At 52.9% G+C, this 25,316-nt stretch carries 31 protein-coding genes; 5 read left to right on the forward strand and 26 right to left on the reverse strand.

The annotated features are described in order from the left end of the window. Positions 1-23 precede the first annotated feature (23 nt). From GCU45_RS05390 to GCU45_RS05450, 13 genes are all read right to left on the reverse strand, one after another. The gene (locus GCU45_RS05390) at positions 24-446 is read right to left on the reverse strand and encodes a stage V sporulation protein AB (protein WP_425281267.1); all 423 of its coding nucleotides are present in this window, start codon (positions 444-446) and stop codon (positions 24-26) included. Then, positions 443-1,084, reverse strand: coding sequence for a stage V sporulation protein AA (locus GCU45_RS05395; protein WP_152398316.1), 642 nt, complete (start codon positions 1,082-1,084; stop codon positions 443-445). Before GCU45_RS05395 ends, GCU45_RS05390 begins: the two co-directional genes overlap by 4 nt. A gap of 121 nt (positions 1,085-1,205) precedes the next feature. Next, a complete protein-coding gene (sigF, locus tag GCU45_RS05400) occupies positions 1,206-1,961 on the reverse strand; it encodes an RNA polymerase sporulation sigma factor SigF (RefSeq protein WP_152398317.1) in 756 nt (251 codons plus the stop codon). A gap of 11 nt (positions 1,962-1,972) precedes the next feature. Then, a complete protein-coding gene (gene spoIIAB, locus GCU45_RS05405) occupies positions 1,973-2,434 on the reverse strand; it encodes an anti-sigma F factor (RefSeq protein WP_076170048.1) in 462 nt (153 codons plus the stop codon). Then, on the reverse strand, positions 2,431-2,784 hold the full coding sequence (gene spoIIAA, locus GCU45_RS05410) for an anti-sigma F factor antagonist (RefSeq protein WP_076170047.1): 354 nt from the start codon (positions 2,782-2,784) through the stop codon (positions 2,431-2,433). Before spoIIAA ends, spoIIAB begins: the two co-directional genes overlap by 4 nt. Positions 2,785-2,875: 91 nt before the next feature. Beyond that, entirely contained in the window at positions 2,876-4,063 is a 1,188-nt protein-coding gene (locus GCU45_RS05415; protein WP_116229665.1) for a D-alanyl-D-alanine carboxypeptidase family protein, read from the reverse strand. Between the two features lie 271 nt (positions 4,064-4,334). Beyond that, positions 4,335-5,159 (reverse strand): purine-nucleoside phosphorylase, encoded by an 825-nt coding sequence (locus tag GCU45_RS05420; RefSeq protein WP_152398318.1) that lies wholly within the window; start codon positions 5,157-5,159, stop codon positions 4,335-4,337. Positions 5,160-5,173: 14 nt separating this feature from the next. Further along, positions 5,174-6,088 carry a site-specific tyrosine recombinase XerD gene (gene xerD / locus GCU45_RS05425; RefSeq protein ID WP_152398319.1) on the reverse strand — a complete coding sequence of 305 codons (915 nt, stop codon included), beginning with the start codon at positions 6,086-6,088 and terminating at the stop codon, positions 5,174-5,176. Between the two features lie 93 nt (positions 6,089-6,181). Then, complete coding sequence (locus tag GCU45_RS05430) at positions 6,182-6,415, reverse strand: DUF4227 family protein (RefSeq protein ID WP_089548078.1); 234 nt, start codon at positions 6,413-6,415, stop codon at positions 6,182-6,184. A gap of 185 nt (positions 6,416-6,600) precedes the next feature. Then, a complete protein-coding gene (locus GCU45_RS05435) occupies positions 6,601-7,068 on the reverse strand; it encodes a ferric iron uptake transcriptional regulator (protein ID WP_076170043.1) in 468 nt (155 codons plus the stop codon). A 93-nt stretch (positions 7,069-7,161) separates the two neighbouring features. After that, the gene (spoIIM, locus tag GCU45_RS05440; RefSeq protein ID WP_089548079.1) at positions 7,162-7,812 is read right to left on the reverse strand and encodes a stage II sporulation protein M; all 651 of its coding nucleotides are present in this window, start codon (positions 7,810-7,812) and stop codon (positions 7,162-7,164) included. Positions 7,813-7,867: 55 nt separating this feature from the next. Beyond that, positions 7,868-9,058, reverse strand: a complete 1,191-nt coding sequence (locus GCU45_RS05445) for an endonuclease Q family protein (protein ID WP_152402815.1) — start codon at positions 9,056-9,058, stop codon at positions 7,868-7,870. A 47-nt stretch (positions 9,059-9,105) separates the two neighbouring features. After that, positions 9,106-9,690 (reverse strand): NUDIX domain-containing protein, encoded by a 585-nt coding sequence (locus tag GCU45_RS05450; protein WP_244364447.1) that lies wholly within the window; start codon positions 9,688-9,690, stop codon positions 9,106-9,108. Positions 9,691-9,815: 125 nt separating this feature from the next. On the opposite strand from GCU45_RS05450, the gene mciZ reads away from it, so the two are divergent. After that, a complete protein-coding gene (gene mciZ, locus GCU45_RS05455; RefSeq protein ID WP_105444653.1) occupies positions 9,816-9,968 on the forward strand; it encodes a Z-ring formation inhibitor MciZ in 153 nt (50 codons plus the stop codon). Between the two features lie 158 nt (positions 9,969-10,126). Then, positions 10,127-11,347 carry a tetratricopeptide repeat protein gene (locus tag GCU45_RS05460; protein WP_152398320.1) on the forward strand — a complete coding sequence of 407 codons (1,221 nt, stop codon included), beginning with the start codon at positions 10,127-10,129 and terminating at the stop codon, positions 11,345-11,347. A 130-nt stretch (positions 11,348-11,477) separates the two neighbouring features. Here the strand turns inward: GCU45_RS05460 and GCU45_RS05465 are convergent, their stop codons facing one another. After that, a complete protein-coding gene (locus tag GCU45_RS05465) occupies positions 11,478-12,605 on the reverse strand; it encodes a tripeptidase T (protein ID WP_152398321.1) in 1,128 nt (375 codons plus the stop codon). Between the two features lie 96 nt (positions 12,606-12,701). Here GCU45_RS05465 and prli42 point away from each other — a divergent pair, with 96 nt between their 5' ends. Next, complete coding sequence (prli42, locus tag GCU45_RS05470; protein WP_105444651.1) at positions 12,702-12,803, forward strand: stressosome-associated protein Prli42; 102 nt, start codon at positions 12,702-12,704, stop codon at positions 12,801-12,803. Here the strand turns inward: prli42 and lipB are convergent. The 5 genes from lipB to lpdA form a co-directional block, all read right to left on the reverse strand. Further along, positions 12,789-13,508, reverse strand: a complete 720-nt coding sequence (gene lipB, locus GCU45_RS05475; RefSeq protein WP_152398322.1) for a lipoyl(octanoyl) transferase LipB — start codon at positions 13,506-13,508, stop codon at positions 12,789-12,791. The genes prli42 and lipB overlap by 15 nt on opposite strands. Before the next feature lie 51 nt (positions 13,509-13,559). Continuing rightward, positions 13,560-14,936 carry a dihydrolipoamide acetyltransferase family protein gene (locus GCU45_RS05480; protein WP_152398323.1) on the reverse strand — a complete coding sequence of 459 codons (1,377 nt, stop codon included), beginning with the start codon at positions 14,934-14,936 and terminating at the stop codon, positions 13,560-13,562. Positions 14,937-14,962: 26 nt separating this feature from the next. Beyond that, positions 14,963-15,949, reverse strand: a complete 987-nt coding sequence (locus GCU45_RS05485) for an alpha-ketoacid dehydrogenase subunit beta (RefSeq protein WP_152398324.1) — start codon at positions 15,947-15,949, stop codon at positions 14,963-14,965. Beyond that, entirely contained in the window at positions 15,949-16,980 is a 1,032-nt protein-coding gene (locus GCU45_RS05490) for a thiamine pyrophosphate-dependent dehydrogenase E1 component subunit alpha (RefSeq protein ID WP_152398325.1), read from the reverse strand. Before GCU45_RS05490 ends, GCU45_RS05485 begins: the two co-directional genes overlap by 1 nt. Positions 16,981-17,114: 134 nt before the next feature. Further along, on the reverse strand, positions 17,115-18,536 hold the full coding sequence (lpdA, locus tag GCU45_RS05495) for a dihydrolipoyl dehydrogenase (protein WP_152398326.1): 1,422 nt from the start codon (positions 18,534-18,536) through the stop codon (positions 17,115-17,117). Positions 18,537-18,751: 215 nt separating this feature from the next. Between lpdA and GCU45_RS05500 the strand changes: the two genes are divergently transcribed. After that, on the forward strand, positions 18,752-19,051 hold the full coding sequence (locus GCU45_RS05500) for a DUF2627 domain-containing protein (protein WP_076170032.1): 300 nt from the start codon (positions 18,752-18,754) through the stop codon (positions 19,049-19,051). Positions 19,052-19,100: 49 nt separating this feature from the next. Here the strand turns inward: GCU45_RS05500 and GCU45_RS05505 are convergent, their stop codons facing one another. Continuing rightward, positions 19,101-19,445 carry a hypothetical protein gene (locus GCU45_RS05505; RefSeq protein WP_152398327.1) on the reverse strand — a complete coding sequence of 115 codons (345 nt, stop codon included), beginning with the start codon at positions 19,443-19,445 and terminating at the stop codon, positions 19,101-19,103. A 105-nt stretch (positions 19,446-19,550) separates the two neighbouring features. Then, positions 19,551-19,763, reverse strand: a complete 213-nt coding sequence (locus GCU45_RS05510; protein WP_152398328.1) for a hypothetical protein — start codon at positions 19,761-19,763, stop codon at positions 19,551-19,553. A gap of 200 nt (positions 19,764-19,963) precedes the next feature. Here GCU45_RS05510 and GCU45_RS05515 point away from each other — a divergent pair, with 200 nt between their 5' ends. Beyond that, positions 19,964-20,569: a thymidine kinase gene (locus tag GCU45_RS05515; RefSeq protein WP_084203876.1), complete on the forward strand. Its 606-nt coding sequence runs from the start codon at positions 19,964-19,966 to the stop codon at positions 20,567-20,569. Between the two features lie 66 nt (positions 20,570-20,635). On the opposite strand, the gene GCU45_RS05520 is transcribed toward GCU45_RS05515, so the two are convergent. From GCU45_RS05520 to spoIVB, 5 genes are all read right to left on the reverse strand, one after another. After that, on the reverse strand, positions 20,636-20,848 hold the full coding sequence (locus GCU45_RS05520) for a DUF3006 domain-containing protein (protein WP_152398329.1): 213 nt from the start codon (positions 20,846-20,848) through the stop codon (positions 20,636-20,638). Between the two features lie 5 nt (positions 20,849-20,853). After that, positions 20,854-21,747, reverse strand: a complete 894-nt coding sequence (locus GCU45_RS05525; protein ID WP_152398330.1) for a ComEC/Rec2 family competence protein — start codon at positions 21,745-21,747, stop codon at positions 20,854-20,856. A gap of 59 nt (positions 21,748-21,806) precedes the next feature. Continuing rightward, on the reverse strand, positions 21,807-22,646 hold the full coding sequence (locus GCU45_RS05530) for a stalk domain-containing protein (RefSeq protein WP_152398331.1): 840 nt from the start codon (positions 22,644-22,646) through the stop codon (positions 21,807-21,809). 284 nt (positions 22,647-22,930) lie between these two features. After that, positions 22,931-23,734, reverse strand: coding sequence for a sporulation transcription factor Spo0A (gene spo0A / locus GCU45_RS05535; protein ID WP_145947586.1), 804 nt, complete (start codon positions 23,732-23,734; stop codon positions 22,931-22,933). A 184-nt stretch (positions 23,735-23,918) separates the two neighbouring features. After that, positions 23,919-25,244, reverse strand: coding sequence for a SpoIVB peptidase (spoIVB, locus tag GCU45_RS05540; protein ID WP_105444641.1), 1,326 nt, complete (start codon positions 25,242-25,244; stop codon positions 23,919-23,921). Between the last annotated feature and the right edge of the window lie 72 nt (positions 25,245-25,316).

Raw genomic sequence — 25,316 nt, forward strand, 5'->3', positions numbered from 1 at the left:
CATCTCTCACGAAGCGTTCCTCCTTACTTTCTGTAAACAAACCAGTCAAACAGGGAACCCGCCACTTTTCCCGTGACCATCGCCATCAAAAAACCGAACAGGTAGCGGGTCATCTGCAGCCTTTTAGCCAAAATGGGCAGCACGTTGAGCACTTCGGTGAGCGCGGCGGCCAGCATACCGACGAATATCCCGTTAAACAGCCCGATCAAGAGGCCGGCCAGCGGTCCCAAGGATAGTTTCCAGTTCCAAAAGTCGAACACGGTCCCGACCAGCGACCCAGTTACCATCGCCCCTTCGTACCAGTGAACCCGATTATAGGATGAAGTCAGCTGAGCCAGCCTTGGAATCATGTCCAGAACGATGAACAGCGCAATAACGCCGCCGCCAACCGCAATTCCCCCGGCAATCCCGAGCAGTATTTGGATGATCCAGCCGACCAGAATCAAGACGAATCCCCCTGACGGTTCGCGGTTTTCATCCGTTTATATTCCTCGGCAACGACGTACTGGTCGATATTTTCCTGGTACAGAAACATTTCCACTTCCAGCGGGGTCGGCTCCTCGTTCCACTTCTTTTTGAATAAATGGTTGAAGAAAACGACCATGCCAAACCCGATGCCGAAGGAATAAGCCGTCTGGAACAAGTAGGGATGCTCGTCCCGGCGGCCGGTCACCATTTCCACCGTACGGATCTGCACCTCCTGCATGTTCACGTCCGCATGGAAATTCATGATCGTCAGTGCTGACCCGAAGAAAAGGAGGAGCCAGACGAGGATGAATAGGATCAGTGACGGTTTCTTCTCCTTTTTTACCACTTCCACCAGGGAGTGCTTGTTCCCCATCGACTCAATGCGGACGCCCGGAATGAGCTCCTGGATCTTCGGTATGATGTGCATCATGTCAATTAACAACAAATTTCCATCCCACTTATGGGGATGAACCAGCTCCAGGCTGCGGAGCGAAGATTCCCACTCGGGGTCGCATAAAATCCGGGCGATGTGGCCGAGGGTCACGACCCTTCCAGCGGAAATCGGTACGCGGCTGCGCAGCTGCAGGTAGACCGTAGGCAATCCGTGATCAGACATCCAATCACTCCTTTTGCTGCTGAATTACCGTTAGTATAGGAAAAAGGTCTACTTTCTAGTCCGATTTGCATCGCTGCCCAAAAAAAGGAACCGCCTTCCCATACGGAAGACGGTTCCTTGTTCACTGGGCAATCTGATCGCGGATCAGCTGCAGTATTTTTTTCTCGAGGCGCGAAACCTGTACCTGGGATATCCCGAGCCGGGTGGCTACCTCCGATTGGGTCTGGTCGCGGTAGTACCTTAAATAGACGATCAGCTTTTCCCGCTCCGACAGGCCATCGATTGCTTCGTTCAGCGCCAGTTTATCAAACCAGCGTTCCTGGGATTCGTCGGCGATCTGGTCCATCAGCGTAATGGGATCCCCGTCATTTTCGAACACGGTCTCGTGGATTGAGGTCGGCGGCTTGTTGGCCTCTTGGGCGAACACAACTTCCTCTGGCGTTACCCCAAGCTCCTCGGCCACTTCCTTGACGGTCGGCAGCCGGTCCAGGTGCTTCGACAGCTCGTCCCTTTTCTTGCGTACCTTGTTGGCCATTTCCTTCAGCGACCGGCTGACCTTCAGCGTTCCGTCATCGCGGAGAAAGCGTTGGATCTCGCCGATAATCATCGGAACAGCATAGGTGGAAAACTTGACGTCATAGCTTAAATCGAATTTGTCGACCGATTTCAGCAGGCCGATGCATCCGATCTGGAACAGATCCTCGGGTTCGTACCCCCGGTTCATAAACCTTTGCACGACAGACCAGACGAGACGGATGTTGCAGTTTACCAGCGTATCGCGGGCCAAGCTGTCCCCGGTCTGGCTGAGTGCGATCAGACGTTTGACTTCGGCATCATCCAAATAAGTCTGCGAACCTTTCTTCACTTCAGCATCCATGCGCCCAACCCCTAATTATACAAAGCTTTCTTAGATTCGATCCTCTTCTTCATCTTGATTGATGTTCCGGAACCGGGCTCGCTGGATACCTCGAATTCATCCATAAAGTTCTCCATGATCGTAAAGCCCATACCCGACCGTTCCAGCTCCGGCTTCGACGTATACAGGGGCTGCTTGGCAAGCTCCAGGTCTTCGATGCCTCTTCCCCGATCCTCCACGGTCAGAGTGACGGTATCTCCCACAATTTCCGCAGTGATCGTGACAATCCCCTCGGGATCGCTGTCGTACCCGTGAATGATGCTGTTGGTCACCGCTTCGGAAACGACCGTTTTCAGGTCGCTCAGCTCATCCATGGTCGGGTCCAGCTGTGAAATGAAGGCGGCCACCGTCACACGGGCGAACGATTCGTTTTCCGACTTGGCTGCGAACTGCAGCGTCATGAAATTGCGTTCCATGGCCTTTTCTTTACTCATGACACGACCTCCAGACCCGAGAGCGCATGACCCTCGTTATCGTAAATGGGCATAATTTTGAACAAGCCGGACATATCGAGCAGCCGGTAGACGGTAGGATTGACGTCGCACACCGCCATTTTGCCGCCCTTGGCCTTGATCAGCTTATACCTTCCGAGGATCACACCCAGGCCTGAGCTGTCCATGAACTGTAAATTTTTCAGGCTGAGCACCAGATGGTCTGTCAGTCCGCGCTGGATCGTCTCATCCATTTTCATGCGGACATGGTCAGCCGTATGGTGATCGAGCTCTCCCGATAAGCGCACAATCAAGATGTTGCGGTGATGCTCCATTTCCACTTGCAGATTCACGTTTGCTCACTCTCCTCCCTGTCATGAACAACGATTTCTACGGAGTAAAACCGGATTCCTGCATCACGACAAAACTAGAAGAAAACCGCTATCAATCTACAAGAAACAATTTTGATGTCGTCCGTTTGAACAGCTTCCACCATCCGGCCTTGCCCACCGTCTCCGGCGACTTCAGCTCAAATTCCTTCAGCACCTTGCCGCCCTCGTAGACGACCAGTTTACCGAGAACCTGTCCCTGCTGGACCGGAGCCTTGATCTCCTTCGGAACGACCATTTCGTGGCGGATGTCCGCTGCCTTGGCGTTTTTCTTTGTCAGAACGCTGTAGGTTTGTCCGGCCTTCAAGGTCAGTTCCTTCGTATTGCCCTTGTTCACCTTCACCGTACCCATCACGTCACCCGGATTGAAAATGGTGTGCGTGCTGTACTGGGCAAACATATAGTCGAACATTTTGGACACTTCTTCGTTCCGCGTCTTGGTGTTAGGCTCGCCCAGCACCACGGCGATCGCTCTCAGGTTGCCGTTCTTGGCCGTAGCCGAGAGGCAGAACTTCGCCTCGGAGGTATACCCCGTTTTGAGACCGTCGGCCCCTGTATAGAAGCGGACCAGCTTGTTCGTATTCACGAGCCAGAAGGGCTTTTCGGAATCTTTTCGCAAATAATCCTGATAGGAACCGGTGTATTTCGTAATTTCCGAATGCTTCAACAGTTCACGGCTGATCACCGCGATATCGTGCGCCGAAGAGTAATGGTTCTCGGCAGGAAGCCCGTTACAGTTCACGAAATGGGTATCCTTCAGCCCGAGCTCCTGTGCCTTGTCGTTCATCATTTGGACAAAGGCCTGCTCCGTGCCGGCGATTTTTTCGGCCATCGCCACCGAGGCATCGTTGCCGGAAGCCATTGCGATGCCCTTGAGCATTTCGTTGACCGTCATCTCTTCACCCGGCTCAAGGAATATTTGCGAACCGCCCATCGACGCCGCATATTCGCTCGTCCGGACCATATCGGTCATTTTCAGCTTGCCCTCGTCGATGGCTTCCATGGTCAGCAGCATGGTCATAATTTTCGTAATGCTTGCCGGCGGAAGTTTATCATGGCTGTTCTTCTCATAAATGACCGTTCCCGTATCCGCATCCATAAGGATGGCTGACCTAGCATTCGCCGCCAGCTCCACGCCCGGAGCCTGACCGCCTTTTGGCGCTTCTTCGGCATACCCCAGATAAGGCAGCGCCACCGTGGACAGCCCGAAGGACAGCGCGAGCGCCAGTATCGTTTTTTTCAAAATAAGTCCCCTCCTGACCTATTGTATAGATTGAACTAAAGCTTTTTCATTGAACTTCCTGTTATTAAGGCCTGATACGGCCTATAACTTTCATTTCTTTAGTTCATTTCTATATGGTTCAATTGAAATGGTTACTGTCTTTCAGTTTCGTCAGGATCACAGGAAAATATTCCATGCCAGGGGCGGCTTACGCCGAATTATTTTTGAAAAATGCAAAAGCCCCCGCAGGATCACTCCTGCGGGGGCTGCTTTGAATAAACGGCCGTACGTATTACATATGAGGGATGACCGCAAGCACCAGGCCGAGGAACTTCTCACGGACTCTCTCGGTCGTTTCCATGACCTCTTCATGGGACAAAGGCTGGTCCAGAATGCCCGCCGCCATGTTGCTGATGCAGGAAATGCCGAGCACTTCCAGGCCGGCGTGCCGGGCCACGATCGTCTCCGATACCGTCGACATGCCGACAGCATCCGCACCGAGCGTACGCAGCATGCGGATTTCGGCAGGCGTTTCGTACGTCGGTCCGAGCAGGCCGGCATATACGCCTTCGCGAATCGGAATGTTCTTCGACGCGGCCGTCTCCTTCAAGAGCTGACGGAGCCGCCGGCTGTACGCCTCGGACATATCGGGGAAGCGGACGCCAAGCGCCGGGTCGTTCGCGCCGATGAGCGGATTTCGGCCGGTCATATTCAGATGGTCGGTCAGGACCATCAGGTCTCCCGGCTCGAAAGCCGTGTTGATGCCGCCGGCCGCATTAGTCACAAGCAGGCTCTTCACGCCGAGTTCTTTCATGACCCTTACCGGGAAAGCCGTCACTTCCGGGCCGTAACCCTCATACATGTGGAAGCGTCCCTTCATTAAGACGACGCTTCGTCCTTCAATCGTACCGAGCAGAAGCTCTCCCGCATGGCCTTCCACCGTCGACACCGGAAAATGAGGGATATCCTCGTAGGCAATGGATATGCTGTCCTGGATCAGGTCAGCCAGTATTCCGAGACCGGAACCGAGTATGAGGCCCACTTCCGGTTGAACGCCTCCCTTGCTCTGGATAAAGGCGGCTGCCTCTTGAATTTGCTTCAGCTGTGTCGTTGACATGCGTATAATCTCTCCTAATCGGTATTGGAATGATCCCGTCCACGGGGATGGTGCTCTTCATAAACGTCCTTCATCGTTCTTTTCGTACTTGTGGTGTACATTTGGGTCGTCGCCATATCGGCATGCCCCAGCATCTCCTGTACGGAGCGCAGATCGGCTCCGTTCTCCAGCAGGTGCGCGGCAAATGAATGCCTGAGCGTATGCGGCGTAATCTCGCCTTCAATCTCCGCATCGGCGGCGTATTTTTTCAACACCTTCCAGAATCCTTGGCGCGTCAGGCGGCTCCCGGTCAGGTTCAGAAACAGGGCTTTGTCGTCCGAGGAGGTTTCCCGTACGAGCGGATCCCGCATTCCGGTTATATACTCCTTGACCGCCCCGGCCGAAATCCCATTGATCGGAAGCACCCGTTCCTTGCCAGCGCTGCTTGTGCAGCGGAGGAAATGCATGTCCAAATTGACATCGTCCACGTTCAAGGAGATGAGCTCAGATACTTTCAAACCGGTACCGTAGAGCAGCTCCAACATGGCTTTGTCCCGAAGCCCCTGCGGTGCGGTAACATCGGGGGCTTCCAGCAGCCGGTTCACTTCCCCGATGGACAAAACTCTCGGAGACTTCTTCTCCAGCCGGGGAGCGTCGAGTCCAAGACTCGGATCCTGCCGAATGACGGATTCCCGGATCAAATAATGAATAAAAGACCGTACGGAAACCAGCTTGCGGGCGAGTGTCGCCGGGGCCATGCGCTCCTGCTTCTTCAGGTTCAAATACATTTGAATATGCGTCCGTTTGACCTGATCCGCCGAGTTCAGCCCCCGTTCCTCTACAAATTCCACAAACTGACGGACATCACGGGTGTACGATTCAAGTGTGTTACTGGACAGCCCTTTCTCCTCACGGATGTACCGAATGAAGGGCTGTACATACTGCATCATGTTGTGAAACAGCTCCTTCGGCTTCATTTTGGATTGACGTATCTTCGTCCTGTTCTACTTCGACAGCAGGGCGGACGTCCCCTGCCGGAGGCATTATTCACCATACCAAAAATAAAAACGGAGCCTGTCCCCCATCCGCTCACCATCCTGCTTCCCGTCACCGGACTGGAACGCCTTGACGGCATGACCCTCCGGAATGCGGTAATGGTCCACCGGCGTGATCCAAGCGGTGAACAGGGTCAGCACATGGTAGAACATATAGGCCAAAGAAACAAACACGATCAGAAACTTGAGCACGGACAGCCATTTTCGCAGCGGAATGATCATCCCGGAAGCACCTCACATTCTTGAAGGAGACGCCTCTCCTTCCCGTTCATCCTTGCTATATCCAGCATATGAACGTTTGTCCTTATGTATGCCCCAGGCCGCCCCGACCAAAAAAGCCCCCTTCCGGCAGCAAGCCGGGCAGAGAGCTTTGATCGTCAAGATCATATTATAAAATCGTTGTATGATTACTTGTCATCGCTGCCGCCGTTGTCTTCCTTCGCCTTACAGCGGTAGCATACCCCGTGGAAATCAAGTCGGTGGTCCGAGACGGTGAAATTGAATTCCCGTTCAACCCGCTCTTCCAGCGGTCCAAGCCAGTCCTCGCGGATCTCATCCATGCTCCCGCATTTCACGCAGATCATATGATGATGGTGATGCTTGGCCGTATCGGTGCGTAGATCGTATCTGGCTACACCGTCGCCAAAGTTAATCTTCTCGACGACATGCAGCTCGCTCAGCAGCTCCAAGGTACGGTACACGGTTGCCAGACCGATTTCCGGAGCCTTTTCTTTCACAAGCATAAATACGTCTTCCGCACTCAGATGGTCTTCTTCATTCTCCAATAATACTCTGAGGGTAGCTTCCCGCTGGGGTGTCAGCTTATAGCCCTGGGATTGTAATTGTTGTTTGATTTTATCGATCCGTGCTTCCATTGTCTCCCTCCCCACAGGAAAATCTCTGCACCTATCTATAACCGCTTCTCTCATTATATGGGGAGTTGCCAAACAAAGTCAAACGCTTTTGCCTCACATGCCGGAGATGGCCGGAGCGTGGATCAGCATGGGCGTCACCCATCTCATCATCGTGGGAGTCACCCAGGTTTCAAATGAGGAGATGCCCAGCATGATCAGGCCCATGACAAGCGTCATCCCAACATACGATGCAAATGGGCGGGTAATGTTGCCCGGACGCTGGAGCATTACCCGGTTTTTAATAATATGAAGCGAAAAGGCGATCGCCGATACGCTGCAAACGATCAGCACCGGAATGATAAGCAGGTTCGGCGGAGCTACCGACACCAGCGCAAACAGCAGACCGTGCCACGAAAATTGGCCGACCAGGTAGCCAACCGTAAAGCCGACCAGAACGCCTTTCAAAAAATCGAGGATCAGAATGCCCGGCAGGCCGATGACCGACAGGCCGAGAATCCAAATCAGACCAACCCATTTCAAATGCAGCCCGGCGATGTCCCAGTAGGAGTGCGCAGGCTGTCCGGCCTCCGCTCCCTGATTAACGGTTACGAAAAAATTGCCCAAATACCGTCCCAAGTCCTGCTGCTGTTCAAGGGAAAGAGCATTGACCATGAGCGCGCCGAAGATGACTCCAACCAGAAACAGTACGGCGACAAAAATATACAGGATGTTTTGTTCTTTCAGGGCATGGCGGAAAGCTCGCATGCAGTTTCTCCCCTTTCCAATCGCATACCCTTACTGTATGAAGGCAAGTCCCAAACTATGTCTTGGGCATGGACGTCCCTTCCACTTTCCCGTAAGTTCCCCCTCCGCCTGAGGTCAGCTTCAGGCTGCCGTTTCTGGCCATGACGATCATCCGCGCCAAATCGGTGCCCACAACCTCGGCAATTTCTGTTTCAGCAGCATGATGGAGAATCGACATTTCCGTACCGAACCGCTCCAGCAGCAGCTTCATTTTGGCCTTGCCGAGACCCGGAATGAACTCAAGCGGAACCTGGTAATGATATGCCGGCCGGAAGGCAGGCATGTACGGCTCCTTGCGGTCGGCGATATCGAGGATCCGGTCGAGCACCCCCTGTACCCGCTTGGTGCTGCCGCAGAACGGGCAGCCTGCGCCCCCATGTTCGATGTCCAACACGCGGCTGCAGCCATGGCAATAGGTACGGTGGTACTTGCCCAGACGCGGATTGAGGCCGTAGTTCCCTGTCACGCACCTGCCGTCCACCCTCTCCATCGCCTTGCGGAATTCTGCAAAGGTCGGCTCCGCCAAACGGATCCGGTTGTACTCGCGGGCGATTTTACCCAGGGAATGGGCATCGGAGTTGGTTACAAACGTATACGGATCGAGCTCCGATATCAGTCCGGCCATTTCCGAATCGGAGCTCAGCCCAAGCTCGATTCCGCTCACAAGCCCCGGGTCGAGCACATGCTCCATTCGCGGCGTCATGCTGCCGTACAAGCCTTTATGCGGAGTGAACACGTGGGCGGGAATCATGATGCCTCCCATGTCGTACACCTTAGCCTGCAGCTCCCGTCCGGAAACGTAAATGCGCTGTGAGCTGAGGTTTACGTTCTTCATATGTTCCGACATCCAGGCCGTAAAGGCCTGAATCGTCGACAGGTCCGCAAAATAAACGAGCAGATGCGCAGCGCCTCTTCCCTGTTCATAGATTTCAATTTCCGAGCCCAGAAGAATCGTGGTTCCCCGGTAGGCGATCCCACCGCCCTGCACTTCATTCATTTCACCGGATTCCAGGCAGTCGATAATGTCCTTCTGGACGACCGGCGAGTGGCAGTCGATAATGCCCACCAGCTCGATCCCTTTGCGCTCCGACGCTTCCTTAGCGATGTTCGCGAACGTCAGATTAGCGCTGCCGCTGATTTTGACCGCATGCCCGTCGTTCGTCCTGCCGATATGGATGTGCAGATCCGCAAAGTATTCGCTCAACATATCCGACTCGTATGCAAGCTCTTGGTGACTGACACGTTCCGGACTGCTCATACGCGGAATTCACCCGTCAGCTTGTTCAACTTCCAGGCGTACACCGCCATAAGTGTCTTGGCGTCGCTGATCCGGCCTTGCGAAATCGCCTCCAGCGCCTCTTCCGTCGTCAATTCCAGCAGCTCCACGAACTCGTCTTCATCCGGCGCCGCATCGCCCCCTTTAAGATCATGTGCCACGTAGAGGTGGATCACTTCATCGGCAAACCCGGGAGAAGTATAGAAGGAATGGAGAAGCTCCAGGCGGCCGCATGTATACCCCGTTTCCTCCACAAGCTCACGCTTGGCGGCTTCCATCGGGTCCTCCCCTGGCTCCAGCTTCCCTGCCGGGATTTCAAGCTCGCACCGTCCCATGGCCTGGCGATACTGGTCGACCAGAATGATCCGGTCATCCTTGATGGCCAGAACAGCTACCGCACCGGGGTGGCGGATGATTTCCCGTGTAGCCGTTTTGCCGTCGGGAAGCCGGACCTTGTCAATCTGCAAAGATACGACCTTTCCCTGAAAAATAGATTCGGTGGACAGGGTCTCTTCCTCGAGATGTTTGGACGGTTTCATCATATGTGGCAAAGACTCTTTCATTCTATGATCCTCCTTATAGTACGTGCTCAACAACCTCTTATAGTTAAAACCTAGCATTTTTGGCCATGCTGACACATATGGTCTTATTATAACAAACTTCACCCCAAGGAAAGAGGGATCCCTTCATGAAAAGTTACCGTACAGCGAACTCGGTCCATATGGTAGGACGGGCCTGGCAGATTAAAATCATGCTCCGCCAATTGCAAAAGGAATGGAGCCCCGACACGCCGCTGCAGCACATTTTGCAATCGCTCGCTTCCTCCCGGCGGGATCATTAAGGGACGGATGAATCTTTGTCCTTTAATATCCCCCGAAATCCCCATGTTTTTCGGATTTGATCTGAAAACGATAAGCGATTTAACTTTTTAAACATTTTTTTAGCATTCCCACCAACTATTCACTCACCAGGTTGTTCTATATATTGGAGGGTACAATTATGACCAAAGATGAATTGATGACGCTGCTGCAAGCCTACCCGAATTCCCCGTCCCTGCATTTTAAGCTGGGATTATGGTACAAATCGCGCGGACACAACAGTGAGGCGATGACGCACATTCGGACGGCTCTGACGCATGCACATGATAACTCCGGAAGTTTGCCCTATGCTGAAAGCTTTGACGAAGCGCAGGGATGGCTCGATTACGGAAGGCTCTTATATGCATGCAGCCGTACCGAGGAAGCCGAAGAAGCTTTCCGCCGGGCGGTCAATCTCGGACAGTATCATCGGAAAACGCTCGCGGAATGGGGGGCTCTGCTCTACGACGCCGGAAAGACAGATGCGGAAATATGCCGGCACCTTCTGGAAATGGTCCCGCTCTCAGACACGACCGAACTGCAGGTCGGCCAAACGCTGGCGGATCTAGGCGCGTACGAGGAAGCCTTTGGCATCCTAAGCCGTTTTACGAATGACGTACGGTTCAATGAATCTCTTCAACTCATTTATATTTTGTGCCTCATTCACACCCATCAATTCAAGGAAGCGCACGCGCGGCTGACGCAGCGAACGATGGACCCGGACAAGGTCGTGGTCAAGTCCGCTTCCCATTCCGTTACCGCATCCCATGCGGCGTATTTGTGCTGCCGTGCGCTTCAGGAGGGCCGGGGATTGCCCGAATTGTCCAGGTTTAACCGGCTGGAAACAGCCAAGTCCGCGATCGTGCTCGGCATGGTGGACATTGGGATGTCCCTTCAGCCCGAACCCTCGTTCCATGAATCCAGCGAATTGATTTATACCCTTTACCGGGAGGGCTATGTGGAACAGGCCAAAACGTTCCTGAACAAACTGGAGGGAATTCCGACACACGAGAGAAGCCAGAGCTCGCTCGATCTTTGCTTTATCGCTGCTGAAATGCTGTACGATCAAGGTGACTTCGCCAAAGCAGCGCAGCTGTTCGAGTCGATCTATGCAACGGATCCATCCCACTCCTTGGCACGGTTTGCGGCAGCCTCCTGCTTCCTGGAGGAGACACGTAGCTCTTTGGATCACAGACAGGAACGTCAAGTGATCGGAAGTGAACTGTATTTTCAAATTGATGAATATTTGACGAATATCACCATGGCCCTGCAAATTATCCAATCCACCAGCTGGCATACGGTATGGACCCCGGCACAGCGCAGAAATCATCCTGCCGCGGATCGCCGGCGTTATGTTCACTAACCTGTAGCCTACCCGTTGTCGTTGGCCCGTGAAGAAGGATGAGCCCAGCAAAAAAGCTGTTCCAGCGCGGTTTGCCGCATGCATGGAACAGCCTGTTTGTGCAGGTTCATCCTGCTGTATAGGGTTAAAGCTATGATTTGACGGTTTCCTGAATGATGCTGAGCACCATTTCAGCCGCTTTGACCATATCCTCCGCGCGGATCCGTTCCTTCGTCGTATGTATGTCCTCATAGCCGATGGCCAGATTCACCGTAGGAACTCCGAGCCCGTTGAAAATGTTGGCGTCACTGCCGCCGCCCGAACGGAACACTCTTCCGCTCAGTCCAAGGCGCTCAATTGCACGTTTGGCCAGGCTCACCACAGGATCGTTTTCGTTGAAATTAAACGCTGGATACACGATTTCACTCCGGAACTCACACTGGGCGCCGAACTCGCGGACGGTCGTTTCGAGCGCTTCCCGCATGTGGGCGATCTGCTGATCGACCTTTTCCTGAACGATGCTTCGCGCTTCCGCATCAAGCTGGACAAAATCGCACACCACATTGGTCGCTCCGCCGCCGGAAAATTTACCGATGTTGGCTGTCGTCTCCTGGTCGAGCCGGCCCAGCTTCATTCGCGACACCGCTTTGGAGGCGACCTGAATGGCGCTGATTCCGTCTTCCGGATTCACGCCAGCATGCGCCGATTTGCCAAAAATCTTCATTTGGATTTTAGCCTGGGTTGGTGCCGCAACGGCAATCGATCCGACCTCTCCATTGGAATCGAGAGCAAATCCAAGCTCAGCATCCAAATGCTGCGGATCCATCGAACGTGCTCCCAGCAGTCCGGACTCCTCACCGACGGTAATTACGAATTGGATCTGTCCATGGGGAAGCTGCTGCTCCTGGATCACGCGGATCGTCTCAAGCAGAACCGCCAGGCCCGCTTTATCGTCCGACCCCAGGATCGTCGTCCCGTCACTGCGGATCCAACCGTCTTCTCCCAGGACTGGCTTGATCCCTTTACCTGGGGCTACGGTATCCATGTGGCAGGTGAACAATAGCTTCGGAGCTTCCGCGTCGCTTTCCCCCTTCCAGGTCACGATCAGGTTGCCGGCGCCATGTCCGGTTTTGGCCTGGGAGTCGTCTTCAACAACCTCCAGTCCAAGCTGCGTAAATTTCTGCTTGAGCAGCGCGGCGATCTCCGCTTCATGGCCTGTTTCGCTGTCCACCTGAACCAATTCCATAAACTCCTGTATCAAACGGTCTTGTTTAATCAATGGACTTTCCTCTCCTTCGGCGTTAAGTTACAATAGTACATAGGTTGTCCCGGCTCGACATCGAGCCTTCATTAAAGATGAATAAAGGAGCTATTTATGCAACGAAAAAAATGGTTTCGCGTTTTTGTATACCTCATGCTCATTGCCATGGTCGGATCCGTCGTATTTGGGCTCGTCGAGTCCTTAATAGCCCGCTGATTTCAGCGGGCTTTCCTCTGCCCCTTGGGCTGAAACGGCCTCAAATCCGAATACCTCGGTAAAGAACGGAACAATCTCCTCCGCCACCTGCTCGACCGCGATCGGCTTTCCAATGCAGTCCTCAAGCGACGTGACGCCATACTCCTGAATTCCGCACGGTATAATTCCCTGAAAACCTTCGTTTTGAATGCCGGACGTAATGTTGAAGGCAAACCCGTGGCTGGTCACGAACCCTCTTTGGTGTTTGCACTTGTTGAATTTGACCCCGATAGCGCAAATTTTCAGATCGTCTACCCAGACACCCGTATATTCGGGCTTGCGGCCTGCCTCGATCCCGTAATGCGCAAGGTAATTGATAATGACCTGCTCCAGATTGCGCAAATAGCCGTGCAGATCCAGTCCTTCCTTGCCCGCCAGCAGCAGCAGCGGATACCCGACCAGCTGCCCCGGACCGTGATAGGTAATGTCGCCGCCGCGGTCGATTTCAAACAGCCCGATGCCCTGCTGCTCCAGCTGTTCCTTGCTGAGCAAGAGATGCTCCGGGTGCCGCTGCGATCCAATCGTATACGTCGGTGGATGCTGCAAGAGCAGCAGGGTTTCCTGCTGCTCTCCAAGGTCTATGCGGCTGACGATGCTTTTCTGCAAATCCCAGGCCGCACCATAATCCATCATCGGCGTATAGGATACTTCAAGTTTGGTTGTCATGACTGCTTCACGCCCTTTCAGATGATGACCAAGCTTTTCGTAGACTTTTCATTAATAAACTTTGGTATCCAGCGTATAGCCCTCCACGTTTTCCTTCACGCGCTGCAGGAAGCGTCCGCAGATGACTCCGTCCAAAATCCGGTGGTCCAGCGACAGACAGATATTCGCCATCGAACGGACGGCGATCATGTCGTTGATCACGACAGGCCGCTTCACGATCGATTCGAAAGTCAGGATGGCCGCCTGCGGGTAGTTGATAATCGGGTAAGACAGGATCGAACCGAACGACCCGGTATTATTCACCGTAAAGGTGCCGCCCTGCATATCCTCCAGCTTGAGCTTGCCCTGCCGCGTTTTGGTCGCCAGTTCTTCGATTTCACGGGCGAGACCGGCAATGTTTTTCTGGTCGGCCCGTTGAATAACCGGCGTCATGACGGAGTCTTCCGTGCCGACGGCGAGGGAAATGTTGATGTCCCGTTTCACAATGATCTTGTTGACCGCCCAGACCGAGTTCATGATCGGGTAATCCTTGATCGCATTGACCACAGCCTTCAGAAGAAACGCCAGATAGGTTAAATTATAGCCCTCTCTGCGCTTAAATTCATCCTTCAATTTGTTGCGCAGCAGCACCAGGTTGGTTACGTCGACCTCGATCATTGTCCAGGCATGCGGAATTTCCGACACACTTTGGCGCATGTTCGTCGCAATGGCGTTGCGGATCGGGGTGACGTCGATCATCGTCTCGGCGCGCCCGTTCTGGTCCTCGAGTTCCACAGCCGGAATACGCGGCGACTCAGTCATATGCAGACCTGACTGCCGGCTGGATGCCGGCGGAACCGGGATATACTGCTCCGGACGGACCGCAGGATTGGCATGCGGCAGCCCTTCGAACGGAGAATGAACCTCTCTCTTCGACGGAGCTTCCTCAGCCCGGCCGGTTTCCGCTGCCGCACCGCCGTTTTCGATATAAGCAAGGACATCCTTACGGGTAATCCGTCCGCCCATGCCCGTTCCTTGGACGGCGCTCAGGTTCACGCCGTGCTCGGCTGCCAGGCTTTGCACCGCTGGAGAATACCGGCCTCGCATCGACTGGTCTCCAGAGGCTTCAGACTGTACTGGGGCCGGTGTAGTACGCGGCTCCGCCTGCGGCCGTTCCTCCGCCGGAGCCCCCGCTGCACCTGCCGCCGCAATGCGGCAGATAACCTCGCCGACGGCGACGGTCTGGCCTTCCTCGACGACCCATTCTCCCATAATCCCGTCCACGGTGGACGGGATTTCCGCGTTGACCTTATCGGTGATGACCTCACAGATCGGCTCATACTGTTCCACCTTATCGCCAGGCTGCTTCAGCCATTTGGCGATGGTGGCGGACACGAGCGATTCTGCCAGCTGCGGCATCACCATATCGGTAAACTTTTGATTTGACATATTTTCACTCCTTCATACGGCAATTCTCAATAAACCGCCAGTTCGTGCATGGCTTGTTTGACCTTATCCTTGCTCAGCATAAAGAACTTCTCCATCGGCGGACTGATCGGCATCGCCGGTACGTCCGGACCACACAGCCGCTTGATCGGCGCATCGAGGTCGAACAGGCATTCTTCCGAAATAATAGCGGACACTTCGGCGCCCACACCGCCCGTTTTGTTGTCCTCGTGTACGATCAGCACCTTGCCGGTTTTGCGGACCGCCTCAATGATGGCGTCACGGTCCAGCGGCTGCAGGGAGCGCAGATCCAGAATATGGGCCGAGATGCCTTCTTCTTTATCCAGCTCTTCGGCGGCTTGAAGGCAGAAGTGCAGCGGCATGCTGTAGCCGATGACCGTGATGTCAGTCCCCTCGCGCAGCACGTTAGCTTTGCCGATCGGTACAGTATAATCGTCCAAAGGCACGTCGCCCTTGATCATGCGGTAGCATTTTTTATTTTCAAAAAACAGCACCGGGTCCGGATCGTTGATCGCAGCTTTCAGCAGTCCTTTCGCATCATAGGCGGTAAAAGGCGCTACGATTTTCAAACCGGGGGTGCCGAAGAAGATCGATTCCGGGCATTGGGAATGGTATAATCCCCCGAAAATGCCTCCGCCGATCGGCGCACGAACGACGACCGGACAGCTCCAGTCGTTGTTGGAACGATAGCGGATTTTCGCGGCTTCACTAATAATTTGGTTCGTTGCCGGCAGCATGAAGTCGGAGTACTGCATTTCCGCGATCGGCTTCATGCCGACCATGGCTGCGCCGATCGCAACGCCGGCGATGGCGGATTCCGCCAGCGGCGTGTCGATGACCCGCTCCTCGCCGAACTGGTCCTGCAGGCCTTTGGTCGTCGTGAACACGCCGCCTTTAACGCCGACATCCTCACCGAGGACAAACACGTTTTCGTCTTTTTCCATTTCTTCTTTCATTGCCAGACGAATCGCATCGATATATTCCATTTCGGCCATTAGTATACCCCCTCTTCGCTATCGCCCGCATACACATGCTTCAGCGTATCCTCGGGTTTCGGGAACGGAGCATTGTCGGCCGATTCGGTTGCTTCCTTGATCTCAAGAGCCAACTGCGCTTGCAAGTCCGCATCCTTTTCTTCATCCCAAATGCCGCAGCTGATCAAATATTGTTTAAAACGGACAATGCCGTCTTTTTTCCAGTTCTCATCTACTTCTTCTTTGGTCCGGTACGCCAAGTCGTTATCCGAGGTGGAGTGCGGAGACAGGCGGTACATCATGGCTTCGATCAGCGTAGGTCCTTCGCCGCGGACAGCGCGTTCGCGCGCTTCCTTCACGGCTTTGTAGACCGCGAGCGCATCGTTACCGTCCACTCGGATGCCTGGAAACCCATAGCCGAGCGCCCGGTCGCTGACTTTGCCGCTGATCTGCTTATGAAGCGGGACCGAAATGGCATACTGGTTGTTTTCGCACATAAAAATCACAGGCAGCTTATGAACGCCCGCAAAGTTGGCTCCCTCGTGGAAGTCCCCTTGATTGCTCGAGCCTTCGCCAAAGGTTACAAACGAAACGATATCCTGTTTTCTCATCTTGGCGGACAAAGCTACACCTACGGCGTGGGGCACTTGGGTCGTGACGGGGCTTGAGCCCGTTACGATCCGAAGCCGCTTGCTGCCAAAGTGTCCGGGCATTTGCCGCCCGCCGCTGTTCGGATCGTCAGCCTTCGCAAAAGCCGACAGCATCAGCTCGTATGGAGTCATTCCTACCGATAAAACAAGTGAATAGTCGCGATAATAAGGCAAAAAGTAGTCCTTTTCCCGATCCAGCGCAAACGCCGCGGCGACCTGGGCCGCCTCCTGACCGATTCCCGATACGTGAAAGTTAATCTTGCCAGCCCGCTGCAGCAGCAGGTTACGCTCGTCAAATTTGCGCCCGAGCATCATATATCTGTACATGTCGATGACTTGGCCGTTGGTGAGTCCAAGCTGTTCATGCTCATGTGGCGTGTGAACAGTACCCTGATCATTCATGGGAGGTACCTCCTTATTTTAGAGCCTGCAGTCTGTCCCTGATCTACTATTAAAACCTGGTACTAAGACTTGGCTTAACCCTATTATAATCATAACTGCGGTGAAAAGAAAAGAACCGATTCTAAATTTTGGTCTTACATTCCGATGGATTTGCCGTCTACCGCCAGCATCGCCTCGCCCAAAATTTCCGAGAGGGTCGGATGCGGATGCACCATCTGTCCGATCTCCCAAGGGGTTGCATTCAGAAACTGGGCCAATGCCGCCTCGCTGATCAGGTCGGTCGCATGGGCTCCGATCATTTGCACGCCTAAAATGTCGTTTGTCTTAGGATCAGCTACTACTTTTACGAATCCTTCCTTGCTCCCCTGTACCAATGCCTTCCCAATGGCCTGGAACGGAAATTTCCCGACCTTAACCTCGAATCCGCGGCTGCGTGCTTCCTTCTCGGTGATGCCGACGCTGGCCACTTCGGGTCTTGTGTACACGCACCTTGGAATCAGATCCGCATCCCCCGGGTGAACGTCTTCTCCTGCCAAATGGTTGACGGCCGCAATTCCTTCATGGCTTGCCGCATGCGCGAGCTGCAGTCCGCCAATGACGTCGCCGATGGCATAAATATGGGATTCGCCGGTTTGATAATGTTTATTGACAGCTATAAAACCGCGCTCCACCCGAACATCCGTGTTCTCCAGACCGATGTTTTCCACATTCGCCTGGCGGCCGATCGACACAAGCAGCTTGTCCGCTTGAAGCCGTTCGGTTTTTTCCCCAACGCGCACATCGATCTGCACCTGCTGATCCGATACTTCGTATGTCTCCGTCTGCAGCTGGGCTCCGGTAACCATTTTGATGCCCCGGCGCGAAAACGACTTCTGAAGCTCACGGGCTACCTCTTCATCTTCTGCTGGCAGCAGCTGGCCTGCCGCCTCCACGACGGTGACCTCCACGCCGAAATCGTTCAGCATCGAAGCCCATTCGACACCGATCACGCCGCCGCCGACGATGATGATGGACTTCGGAAGCTCCTCCATTTGTAGTGCCTCGTCGCTGGTCAAAATATGTATTCCGTCGGGTTCAAGTCCAGGCAGCACTCTTGGGCGCGAGCCTGTGGCAATAATCAAATGCGTCGGAACCACCGTCTCCATCTCTCCATCCACAAGTTCCACAGCAACGGCACCGCTTTTCGGCGAAAAAATGGAAGGACCGATGACTCGCCCTTTTCCATGAACCACCTGAATTTTATTTTTGCGCATCAGGTACTGAACCCCTTGGTGCAGCTGATCTACGATCGCTTCCTTTCGCGCCTGAACCTTGGGAAATTTGAGTGCGGCCCCTGCTGTTTCGATGCCGTAGCTCTCGCTTTCTTTGATCTCTGCGTATACTTCCGCGCTCCGCAGCAAAGACTTACTTGGAATACAGCCGCGGTGCAGGCACGTTCCTCCCAGCTTGTCCGCTTCGATAATAACGACTTCCTTGCCCAGCTGAGCTGCGCGGATTGCAGCCACATAACCGCCGGTACCGCCGCCCAGAACGGCTACGTCACATGATATTGTCATTGTCCATCCCCCATCTTAACTTGTTTATATTGAAACCATTTGGCGCATAACTTATGACAAGTTGTGCCCGGAGTAAGAAGCACTCCATCGCTTTTATATTGTACTCGGTTTTCACCGCATTACAAAATGTTATCACATGTCCGGAAATAGACAAAGATTCGCCGGACGAGTTATGATATAGTGGACTAAAACAGGCCAACAGGAAGGGATTTTTCATGAAACTGATTATTTCCCGCTTTATCGCCATCCTGATCCTCGTCATTCCGGGACTGGCGGCAATGACCGGATTTTTGTTTATGAAAGATGCGGTATTCGAATATTATTCGCTCCACGGCGATGCGAGCGTCGCCCATCCGTCGTTTGCGTGGGGACATTTTGTGCTCGGCCTGCTCCTGTTCGTGGCAGGGATGAGCTTTCTCGGCGGCTGGATTCTGTTCCGGGACCGCAAACGAAACTATGTAGGGCCACGTTTCAAGGAGAAGCGCAAGCCCAAACCGCCCGTACAATCTTCATAATGCCGGATTCCTAGACCAGGAATCGAACAAAGAACCCCGGACTGCAGATTTATCTCAGAACGGGGTTTTGTTGTTGGTCCGACTCCTCATCGGTTTCGCTCGCGATTATGTTAAGGACAGTATCCTCCTTCACCAATCCGTACTCCGGATTCCCCAGCACTGGAAGATTCGTCAGCGTTCTGCTCGTTAAGACGACCTTCAGCTCGTTATCGCGGTTATAAAGCACAGATTCGACCACAAAGAAATTGTTCAGTAATCCCGCGATGATGGCGATTTGCTGCGGGCTCAATTTCGGCGGGGGCACGCCGGCTTTGGCGTACTTTACAACCGGCTTTGCCGGCTTGCGCCGTTTCTTGTTATCCGTGGACCGGTTCACCCAATCACCCCGCTTCAATGTATTCCTGCTTACTTTAGGATATAGCGGATCGTGCGATTTGGTGTATCCCAATTTGCCGCGAAAGCTGCAGCAAGCGACTAGACATGAACCGGACCGGATAAATTATTCGTACAGCGCCTCTCTCAACTTCGTGGACATCCGTGATTCCTTCGATGAAGACTTCAGCAGCGTGAGCCGCAGTTTATGGTTTTGCTGAATCGCTTCTTCGAGGTCCGCGAGCAGACTACTGACCAGATCTTCCACTTGCGGATCCTTTCCGAGCTCTGCTGTCAGTTCAGCGATCCTTGCTTTATAAGCTTCTATTTTTTCCTGCATGATGCCGTCTCCTCCAAATGCTCATTCGGTCCTTCTTAATATTAACCATACCACGGCCAAAGGCCTGCACGCCACTTTCGCTTATTTTTGTAGCCATGTCCGTTTTAATTGTGGTACTCTATAAAAGTCGCAATTTTTCGTGTTTTGTCATCATATAGAACATGAACGGGTTATGCTAACGGGAAAGGAGCAGGCTGAACGTGAATAAAGGACGGATTACCGTAATTACGGGACCCATGTTTAGCGAAAAATCGGGTGAACTTATCCGCCGGTGCCAAAAACTGATCCAATACGGGCGGAAAAAGCTGGTGGCTTACAAGCCCGAGGAGGATCAGCGCTACGCAAAGGACGAAATCGTCAGCCGGATCGGATACCGGCTGCCAGCCATCTCCATTCCGCGGCAGTTGACCGCTGACATCACCGCCAAAATCTTGGCGGAAACCGCTGACGCGGATGTGGTCGCTTTTGACGAGGTTCAGTTCTTCAGCAAGCCGATCCTTGGCCTGGTGGAAGAGCTGGCATACAGCGGAAAGCATGTCATCGTGGACGGACTGAATCTGGACTATCGCGGAAAAGAATTCGGCTACATAGGCGGGCTGCTGGCCATGGCCGACGACATCCAGCTGCTGACCGCCTTTTGTGCGGTATGCGGCAGCCCTGAAGCCGTGTTCACACAACGGATAGTCAACGGCCACCCCGCTCCGCTGGGCTCGGTAATCATGATCGGGGATTCCGATGATTACGAGCCGCGGTGCCGGTGCTGTTTTGTTCCACCGCATAAGGTCAGTGCCAAAGGAAGCGCCTGATCATACAAAAAAACTCTTCGGGATGATGAGCAAGATCGATCAGCACATCATCCGGCGAAGAGTTTTTTATGATTCCCAAACATCGTCCATCAGCTTTTTGATTTCGTCCGTGCGCCGTTTGGTTGCAGCCGGATCGGTCACCCATTTTCCGTCCTTCAGTTCCACCGCGTCTCCTGCCTTCACTTGAGGATCCACTTGTTCACGGGGTACGGCCTGGATGTTACCGTCCACTTCAATGCGGCAATACGGTCCTTCATAGCCTTCGACATATCCCGTCATCGTTCTCACCTTTCCGTTCGGAATGTCACCTTCTGCCCATTCGACTCCGCTTCAATCGTTCCCTGAAGATCGTTACGGTATACCTTGACGCCCTGCTGCTTCAGCCGGTTTAGAATGACGCTTTTCGGATGGCCGTATGTATTGTCTGCACCTACCTGAATGACCGCATACTTCGGATGAACCCGTTTGAGAAATGCGAGCGTGGTCGACGATTTGGAGCCGTGGTGCCCCACCAGCATGACATCCGCCTGCAGATCCGTTCCGGCGTCAAGCATATCCCGTTCGCTGTCCGCCTCCGCGTCACCGGTCAACAAAAAAGAAGTGCGGCCGTACGTTATTTTCACCACGGCGCTCATGTTATTCGAGTCGTCATAACTTTTGCGGGGCGCCAACATATCGACATGAACCTCATCGTCCATATCCCAAGAGATCCCGGCCTTCGCCGTTTGTACCTTCAGTTTGGCATTTTTTACGGCACGTAGAACGGATTCAAACGTTTTCGTATTGGCCTGTGCTTTCGGCATATAAATGCGGCCCACCGGAATGTGGTTAATGACCGCATCCAGTCCGCCGATATGGTCGGCATCCGGATGAGTTCCGATGACCGTGTCGAGCTTGGTGATGCCGTATTGCTCCATATATTGCAGCATCAGCTCTTCTTTGTCATTGTTCCCGGCATCAATCAGCATCGTTTTACCGGAAGGGGAAATAATAAGCTGAGAAGCACCCTGCCCTACATCAAGAAAAACAACCCGAAGGTTACCCCCGCCGGTGCTCGCTGGGGTGCTGTTGTTCTCCGGTGCCGCCGGGTTGATCTCCAGACTGCATCCGCTCAGGATCAGCAACGCCGTGATGACGCCTGTCAGCAGTAAAGTGGTTATCTTGGATGTCTTCATCATCGTTCCTTTCACGGCTGTAGCCTTAACAAGTTAGTAATAACTGCCAGAACGTTATCTTATCACGAACCGTACTCGGGGTACAAGGCTAATTGAGCATCACCTGCTTGAAGAAGACCGTTTTTAAACGTGTAGCTTAAGGTTAAATCGCCGATAAATTCGGCGGGGGACACCTGCACGGCCGTAGTCGCTTTCAGGGTATTCCCCTCAAGGGTATAAGTCATAACGCTTCCGATCCCCGGCGGGTACTTTACAGGGCCGGACTGCAGTTTGGATATAGGGATGATCGTCCGCTCGCCGCGAATATCCAGCTCGATTTGCTTGTCCGTTACTTTACTGTCGAACTGTTTTAAAAATGCCGTATATGCATCCTCTACAGGTATGGGTTCCGCTGTTTCGGCATATACGAGCGGATTGGAAGTATAAACGCCGGTTCCATATCCTGTCGTTAAAATGATGACAATATCCTTCTTGCCGTCACCCGTTAAATCGGCTCGATCGATGATTGGAGCATAGCTTGGATTGTCCACATTGTACCCAGGGATGTGACGGCTGAAAGTCTGAGTCTTCAGCGTTAAGTTTTCATAGGTTCCCGATTCGCTGGCATCTCCGCTGATCTGTATCGTCTGGTCGTCGGATTGTGCAAAGGGGACCTGTTTCTTGTCATCAATTCGAACCGTGTTGCTTTGGCTGTCATAGGTGACTTGTTTGCCAAAAAGCTTTCCGAAGGTTTGCAAGGGTATCATAATTTCATCATCTATGTGAACGGGTGCCGTTTCAGTCACCCACTCGGTTCCGTTGAGCATCACTTTGATGGGGTCCGGTTTCGCCATGACCATAATTGACGTTGCCGACAACACCATCGCAGCCGTGGTGGCAATGATCCATCCTTTAGCTTTCAATGTTAAACTCCTTCCCGTATTCGCCCAGCAAGGTTTCCAATTTTTGATAATAATATAAGTGTAAATTTAATCAGGCTTGATATCCAGATAAAACTTTGTAACTATATGGAATGAACGAAGGAACTGCAAAATTTTAGTTCAATCTATATATCATTACCCTTTTCAAAATGAAAATAATGGATATCGGAATTTTTTTGGAACAGATGGATCTTCATCAAATAAAAAACGCCATACTATGATCATCGTCATAGTATGGCGTATTCTTTAGGGTCATGCTATTCCTTTCACGACACCTTATGCTCAATGCGCAGCTTGTCGGCCACCATCGCGATAAACTCGCTGTTGGTCGGCTTCGATTTGCTGATGTTGATGGTGTAACCGAACAGATGGCTGATCGAATCGATGTTGCCGCGCGTCCAGGCCACCTCGATCGCATGACGGATCGCCCGCTCGACCCGGGATGGCGTCGTTTTGAACTTTTCGGCGATCGCCGGATACAGCGTTTTGGTAATGGCACCGAGAATTTCGATGTTGTTGTACACCATAGTAATCGCTTCGCGCAAATATTGGTAACCTTTGATATGGGCCGGAACGCCGATTTCATGAATGATGGACGTAATATTGGCGTCAAGGTTTTTCCCTTTCGCCATCGGAACCACATTGGATTTGTTCGTTGATACCGTCATATTGCCTGTCGTGATATGCTGCTGCCCCACGAGCTGACGAATACGGCTGGCTAGAACCTCCATGTCAAACGGCTTAAGAATGTAGTATGAAGCACCGAGTTGTACCGCTCTTTGGGTGATGTTCTCCTGGCCGAAAGCAGTCAGCATAATGATTTTAGGCTGCGGGGACAGATTCATCTCGCGTAGTCTTTCGAGAACGCCCAATCCGTCCAGATGCGGCATAATAATGTCCAAAATCAGCACATCCGGTATTTTTCTCGATTCACTGATCATATTTAGCACTTCCTCGCCATTATAGGCGATTCCCGTTACCATCATATCGTCTTGCTCGGTAATATATTCCGCAAGCAAATTCGTGAATTCCCGGTTGTCATCCGCCAACAATACCTCTATTTTTTGCACTGGCTGCTTCCTCCTTAGAATCGTATTCCCTTATTTTTCTGCAGAGATAAGTTTTCGACACCCAGCATTAAATTCCTTCTGTCGAAAATTATTTTTGTTTATTTTTTTACCTTGTTGAATTATAATTAATATTTTCATCCATTATTCTAACTATTTCGCGATGAAACGACAAAAAGTCTTAAGGCTACACGGCCTTAAGACTTTTTTGAGTACTTCTCGATTGAGGGAGAACTCCGGAATCCTGAAGCATCCACTCGATGAAACATCCGTAACCGGACCGCGGATCGTTAACGAACACGTGGGTCACCGCTCCGACCAATTTGCCGTCCTGCACGATTGGGCTTCCGCTCATCCCTTGGACGATGCCCCCGGTCTTCTCCAACAGCCGCGGATCAGTAATTCGGATGACCAGCCCTTTGGTGGCCGGTGATTCCTGCTTCGCCACATGTACAATATTGACCTTGAACCGTTCGACCTGCTGCCCATCCACCACAGTCAAAATTTCGGCCGGGCCTTCTTTAACCTCCTGGGCGAATGCTACCGGGATACCTTCTTTATACAAGCTGTGCTCCGGATTCTGATTCATCTTGCCGAAGATTCCGAAATGTGTGTTGCGCTCAATATTACCGAGGATTTTACTTTCCTTGAGAAAATGCGCTCTCTTCTCGCCAGGCTCGCCATCTTGGCTCTTCGATATCGAGGTTACGCTGGACTGCAAAATTTCACCGCTGCCGACGGAAATCGGCGTCTGCGTGTTCATATCCGTAATAACATGGCCCAGTGCCCCATAAACGCCTTGATCGGGAGCATAGAAGGTCAACGTTCCGACGCCTGCGGCTGAGTCGCGAATATACAGTCCTAATCGCCACACCCTGTCTTCCAGGTCATATGCGGGGGACAGCTTCGTGCTCATCTCTTTGTTTCCGCGTTTGAATTTGATTTCGACCGGTCGCTTGCTTTTGCCCGCCTCTTCGACTACTTTGGCAACTTTTGCGACATCGTCCATCGGAATCCCGTTCATGTGGGTCATTAAATCACCCAGCTGGATTCCGGCATTCTCACCAGGGGACACCTTTGTATCGGCATCCACGCTGACCAGGTGATGCCCAACGACCAAAATGCCCGCCGATTTCACCTTCACTCCAATGGTTTGTCCTCCCGGTATAACCTTGAGTCCGGGTACGACATGGATCTGAACGGTTTTAAAAGGGATGGTTCCGAATAATTTCAAGGTTACTTTCGCCATTCCGCTGTGCTGCGGCGTCAGCTGCAATGGACGCCCTGGAGTCACCTTGGCGGTGACGGCGGAACCGTTGAGATGCAGAACGCCCGGACGGTCGACGGTAGCTTGGGCCGTCACCGGCATGGAGAGCGCTTGTGCCGTTCCCGCAAACATCCTGATTTCGTTCGGGATGGCGGCCAGGCTTTGTACCGGCTCTGTTGTTCCTAAAAAACAAAGAAAGAAGACAATGAAAAGACCGAGCATTTTATTCCTGAGGCTGGAGTTCAATGGCTGTCACGCTCCCTTTTGCTTCTTCCGCTTGACGAAAGGTGGTCGCCAATTGCGTACCTTTAAGATTAC

The organism is Paenibacillus cellulositrophicus (assembly GCF_009363095.1).
GTDB lineage: Bacteria > Bacillota > Bacilli > Paenibacillales > Paenibacillaceae > Paenibacillus_AQ > Paenibacillus_AQ favisporus.

What these genes read in the sequence shown, in the direction of transcription:
- mciZ (WP_105444653.1), top strand. Translation starts at nt 9,816, where the DNA reads ATGAAAAGTTACCGTACAGCGAACTCGGTCCATATGGTAGGACGGGCC.
- GCU45_RS05460 (WP_152398320.1), top strand. Translation starts at nt 10,127, where the DNA reads ATGACCAAAGATGAATTGATGACGCTGCTGCAAGCCTACCCGAATTCC.
- GCU45_RS05420 (WP_152398318.1), bottom strand. Translation starts at nt 5,159, where the DNA reads ATGTCAACGACACAGCTGAAGCAAATTCAAGAGGCAGCCGCCTTTATC.
- GCU45_RS05445 (WP_152402815.1), bottom strand. Translation starts at nt 9,058, where the DNA reads ATGTTGAGCGAATACTTTGCGGATCTGCACATCCATATCGGCAGGACG.
- lipB (WP_152398322.1), bottom strand. Translation starts at nt 13,508, where the DNA reads ATGACAACCAAACTTGAAGTATCCTATACGCCGATGATGGATTATGGT.
- prli42 (WP_105444651.1), top strand. Translation starts at nt 12,702, where the DNA reads ATGCAACGAAAAAAATGGTTTCGCGTTTTTGTATACCTCATGCTCATT.
- GCU45_RS05395 (WP_152398316.1), bottom strand. Translation starts at nt 1,084, where the DNA reads ATGTCTGATCACGGATTGCCTACGGTCTACCTGCAGCTGCGCAGCCGC.
- lpdA (WP_152398326.1), bottom strand. Translation starts at nt 18,536, where the DNA reads ATGACAATATCATGTGACGTAGCCGTTCTGGGCGGCGGTACCGGCGGT.
- GCU45_RS05450 (WP_244364447.1), bottom strand. Translation starts at nt 9,690, where the DNA reads ATGAAAGAGTCTTTGCCACATATGATGAAACCGTCCAAACATCTCGAG.
- xerD (WP_152398319.1), bottom strand. Translation starts at nt 6,088, where the DNA reads ATGATGCAGTATGTACAGCCCTTCATTCGGTACATCCGTGAGGAGAAA.
- GCU45_RS05525 (WP_152398330.1), bottom strand. Translation starts at nt 21,747, where the DNA reads ATGATGAAGACATCCAAGATAACCACTTTACTGCTGACAGGCGTCATC.
- GCU45_RS05485 (WP_152398324.1), bottom strand. Translation starts at nt 15,949, where the DNA reads ATGGCCGAAATGGAATATATCGATGCGATTCGTCTGGCAATGAAAGAA.
- GCU45_RS05490 (WP_152398325.1), bottom strand. Translation starts at nt 16,980, where the DNA reads ATGAATGATCAGGGTACTGTTCACACGCCACATGAGCATGAACAGCTT.
- sigF (WP_152398317.1), bottom strand. Translation starts at nt 1,961, where the DNA reads ATGGATGCTGAAGTGAAGAAAGGTTCGCAGACTTATTTGGATGATGCC.
- GCU45_RS05430 (WP_089548078.1), bottom strand. Translation starts at nt 6,415, where the DNA reads ATGATCATTCCGCTGCGAAAATGGCTGTCCGTGCTCAAGTTTCTGATC.
- GCU45_RS05520 (WP_152398329.1), bottom strand. Translation starts at nt 20,848, where the DNA reads ATGACGGGATATGTCGAAGGCTATGAAGGACCGTATTGCCGCATTGAA.
- spoIIM (WP_089548079.1), bottom strand. Translation starts at nt 7,812, where the DNA reads ATGCGAGCTTTCCGCCATGCCCTGAAAGAACAAAACATCCTGTATATT.
- GCU45_RS05500 (WP_076170032.1), top strand. Translation starts at nt 18,752, where the DNA reads ATGAAACTGATTATTTCCCGCTTTATCGCCATCCTGATCCTCGTCATT.
- GCU45_RS05480 (WP_152398323.1), bottom strand. Translation starts at nt 14,936, where the DNA reads ATGTCAAATCAAAAGTTTACCGATATGGTGATGCCGCAGCTGGCAGAA.
- spoIIAB (WP_076170048.1), bottom strand. Translation starts at nt 2,434, where the DNA reads ATGAGTAAAGAAAAGGCCATGGAACGCAATTTCATGACGCTGCAGTTC.
- GCU45_RS05435 (WP_076170043.1), bottom strand. Translation starts at nt 7,068, where the DNA reads ATGGAAGCACGGATCGATAAAATCAAACAACAATTACAATCCCAGGGC.
- GCU45_RS05510 (WP_152398328.1), bottom strand. Translation starts at nt 19,763, where the DNA reads ATGCAGGAAAAAATAGAAGCTTATAAAGCAAGGATCGCTGAACTGACA.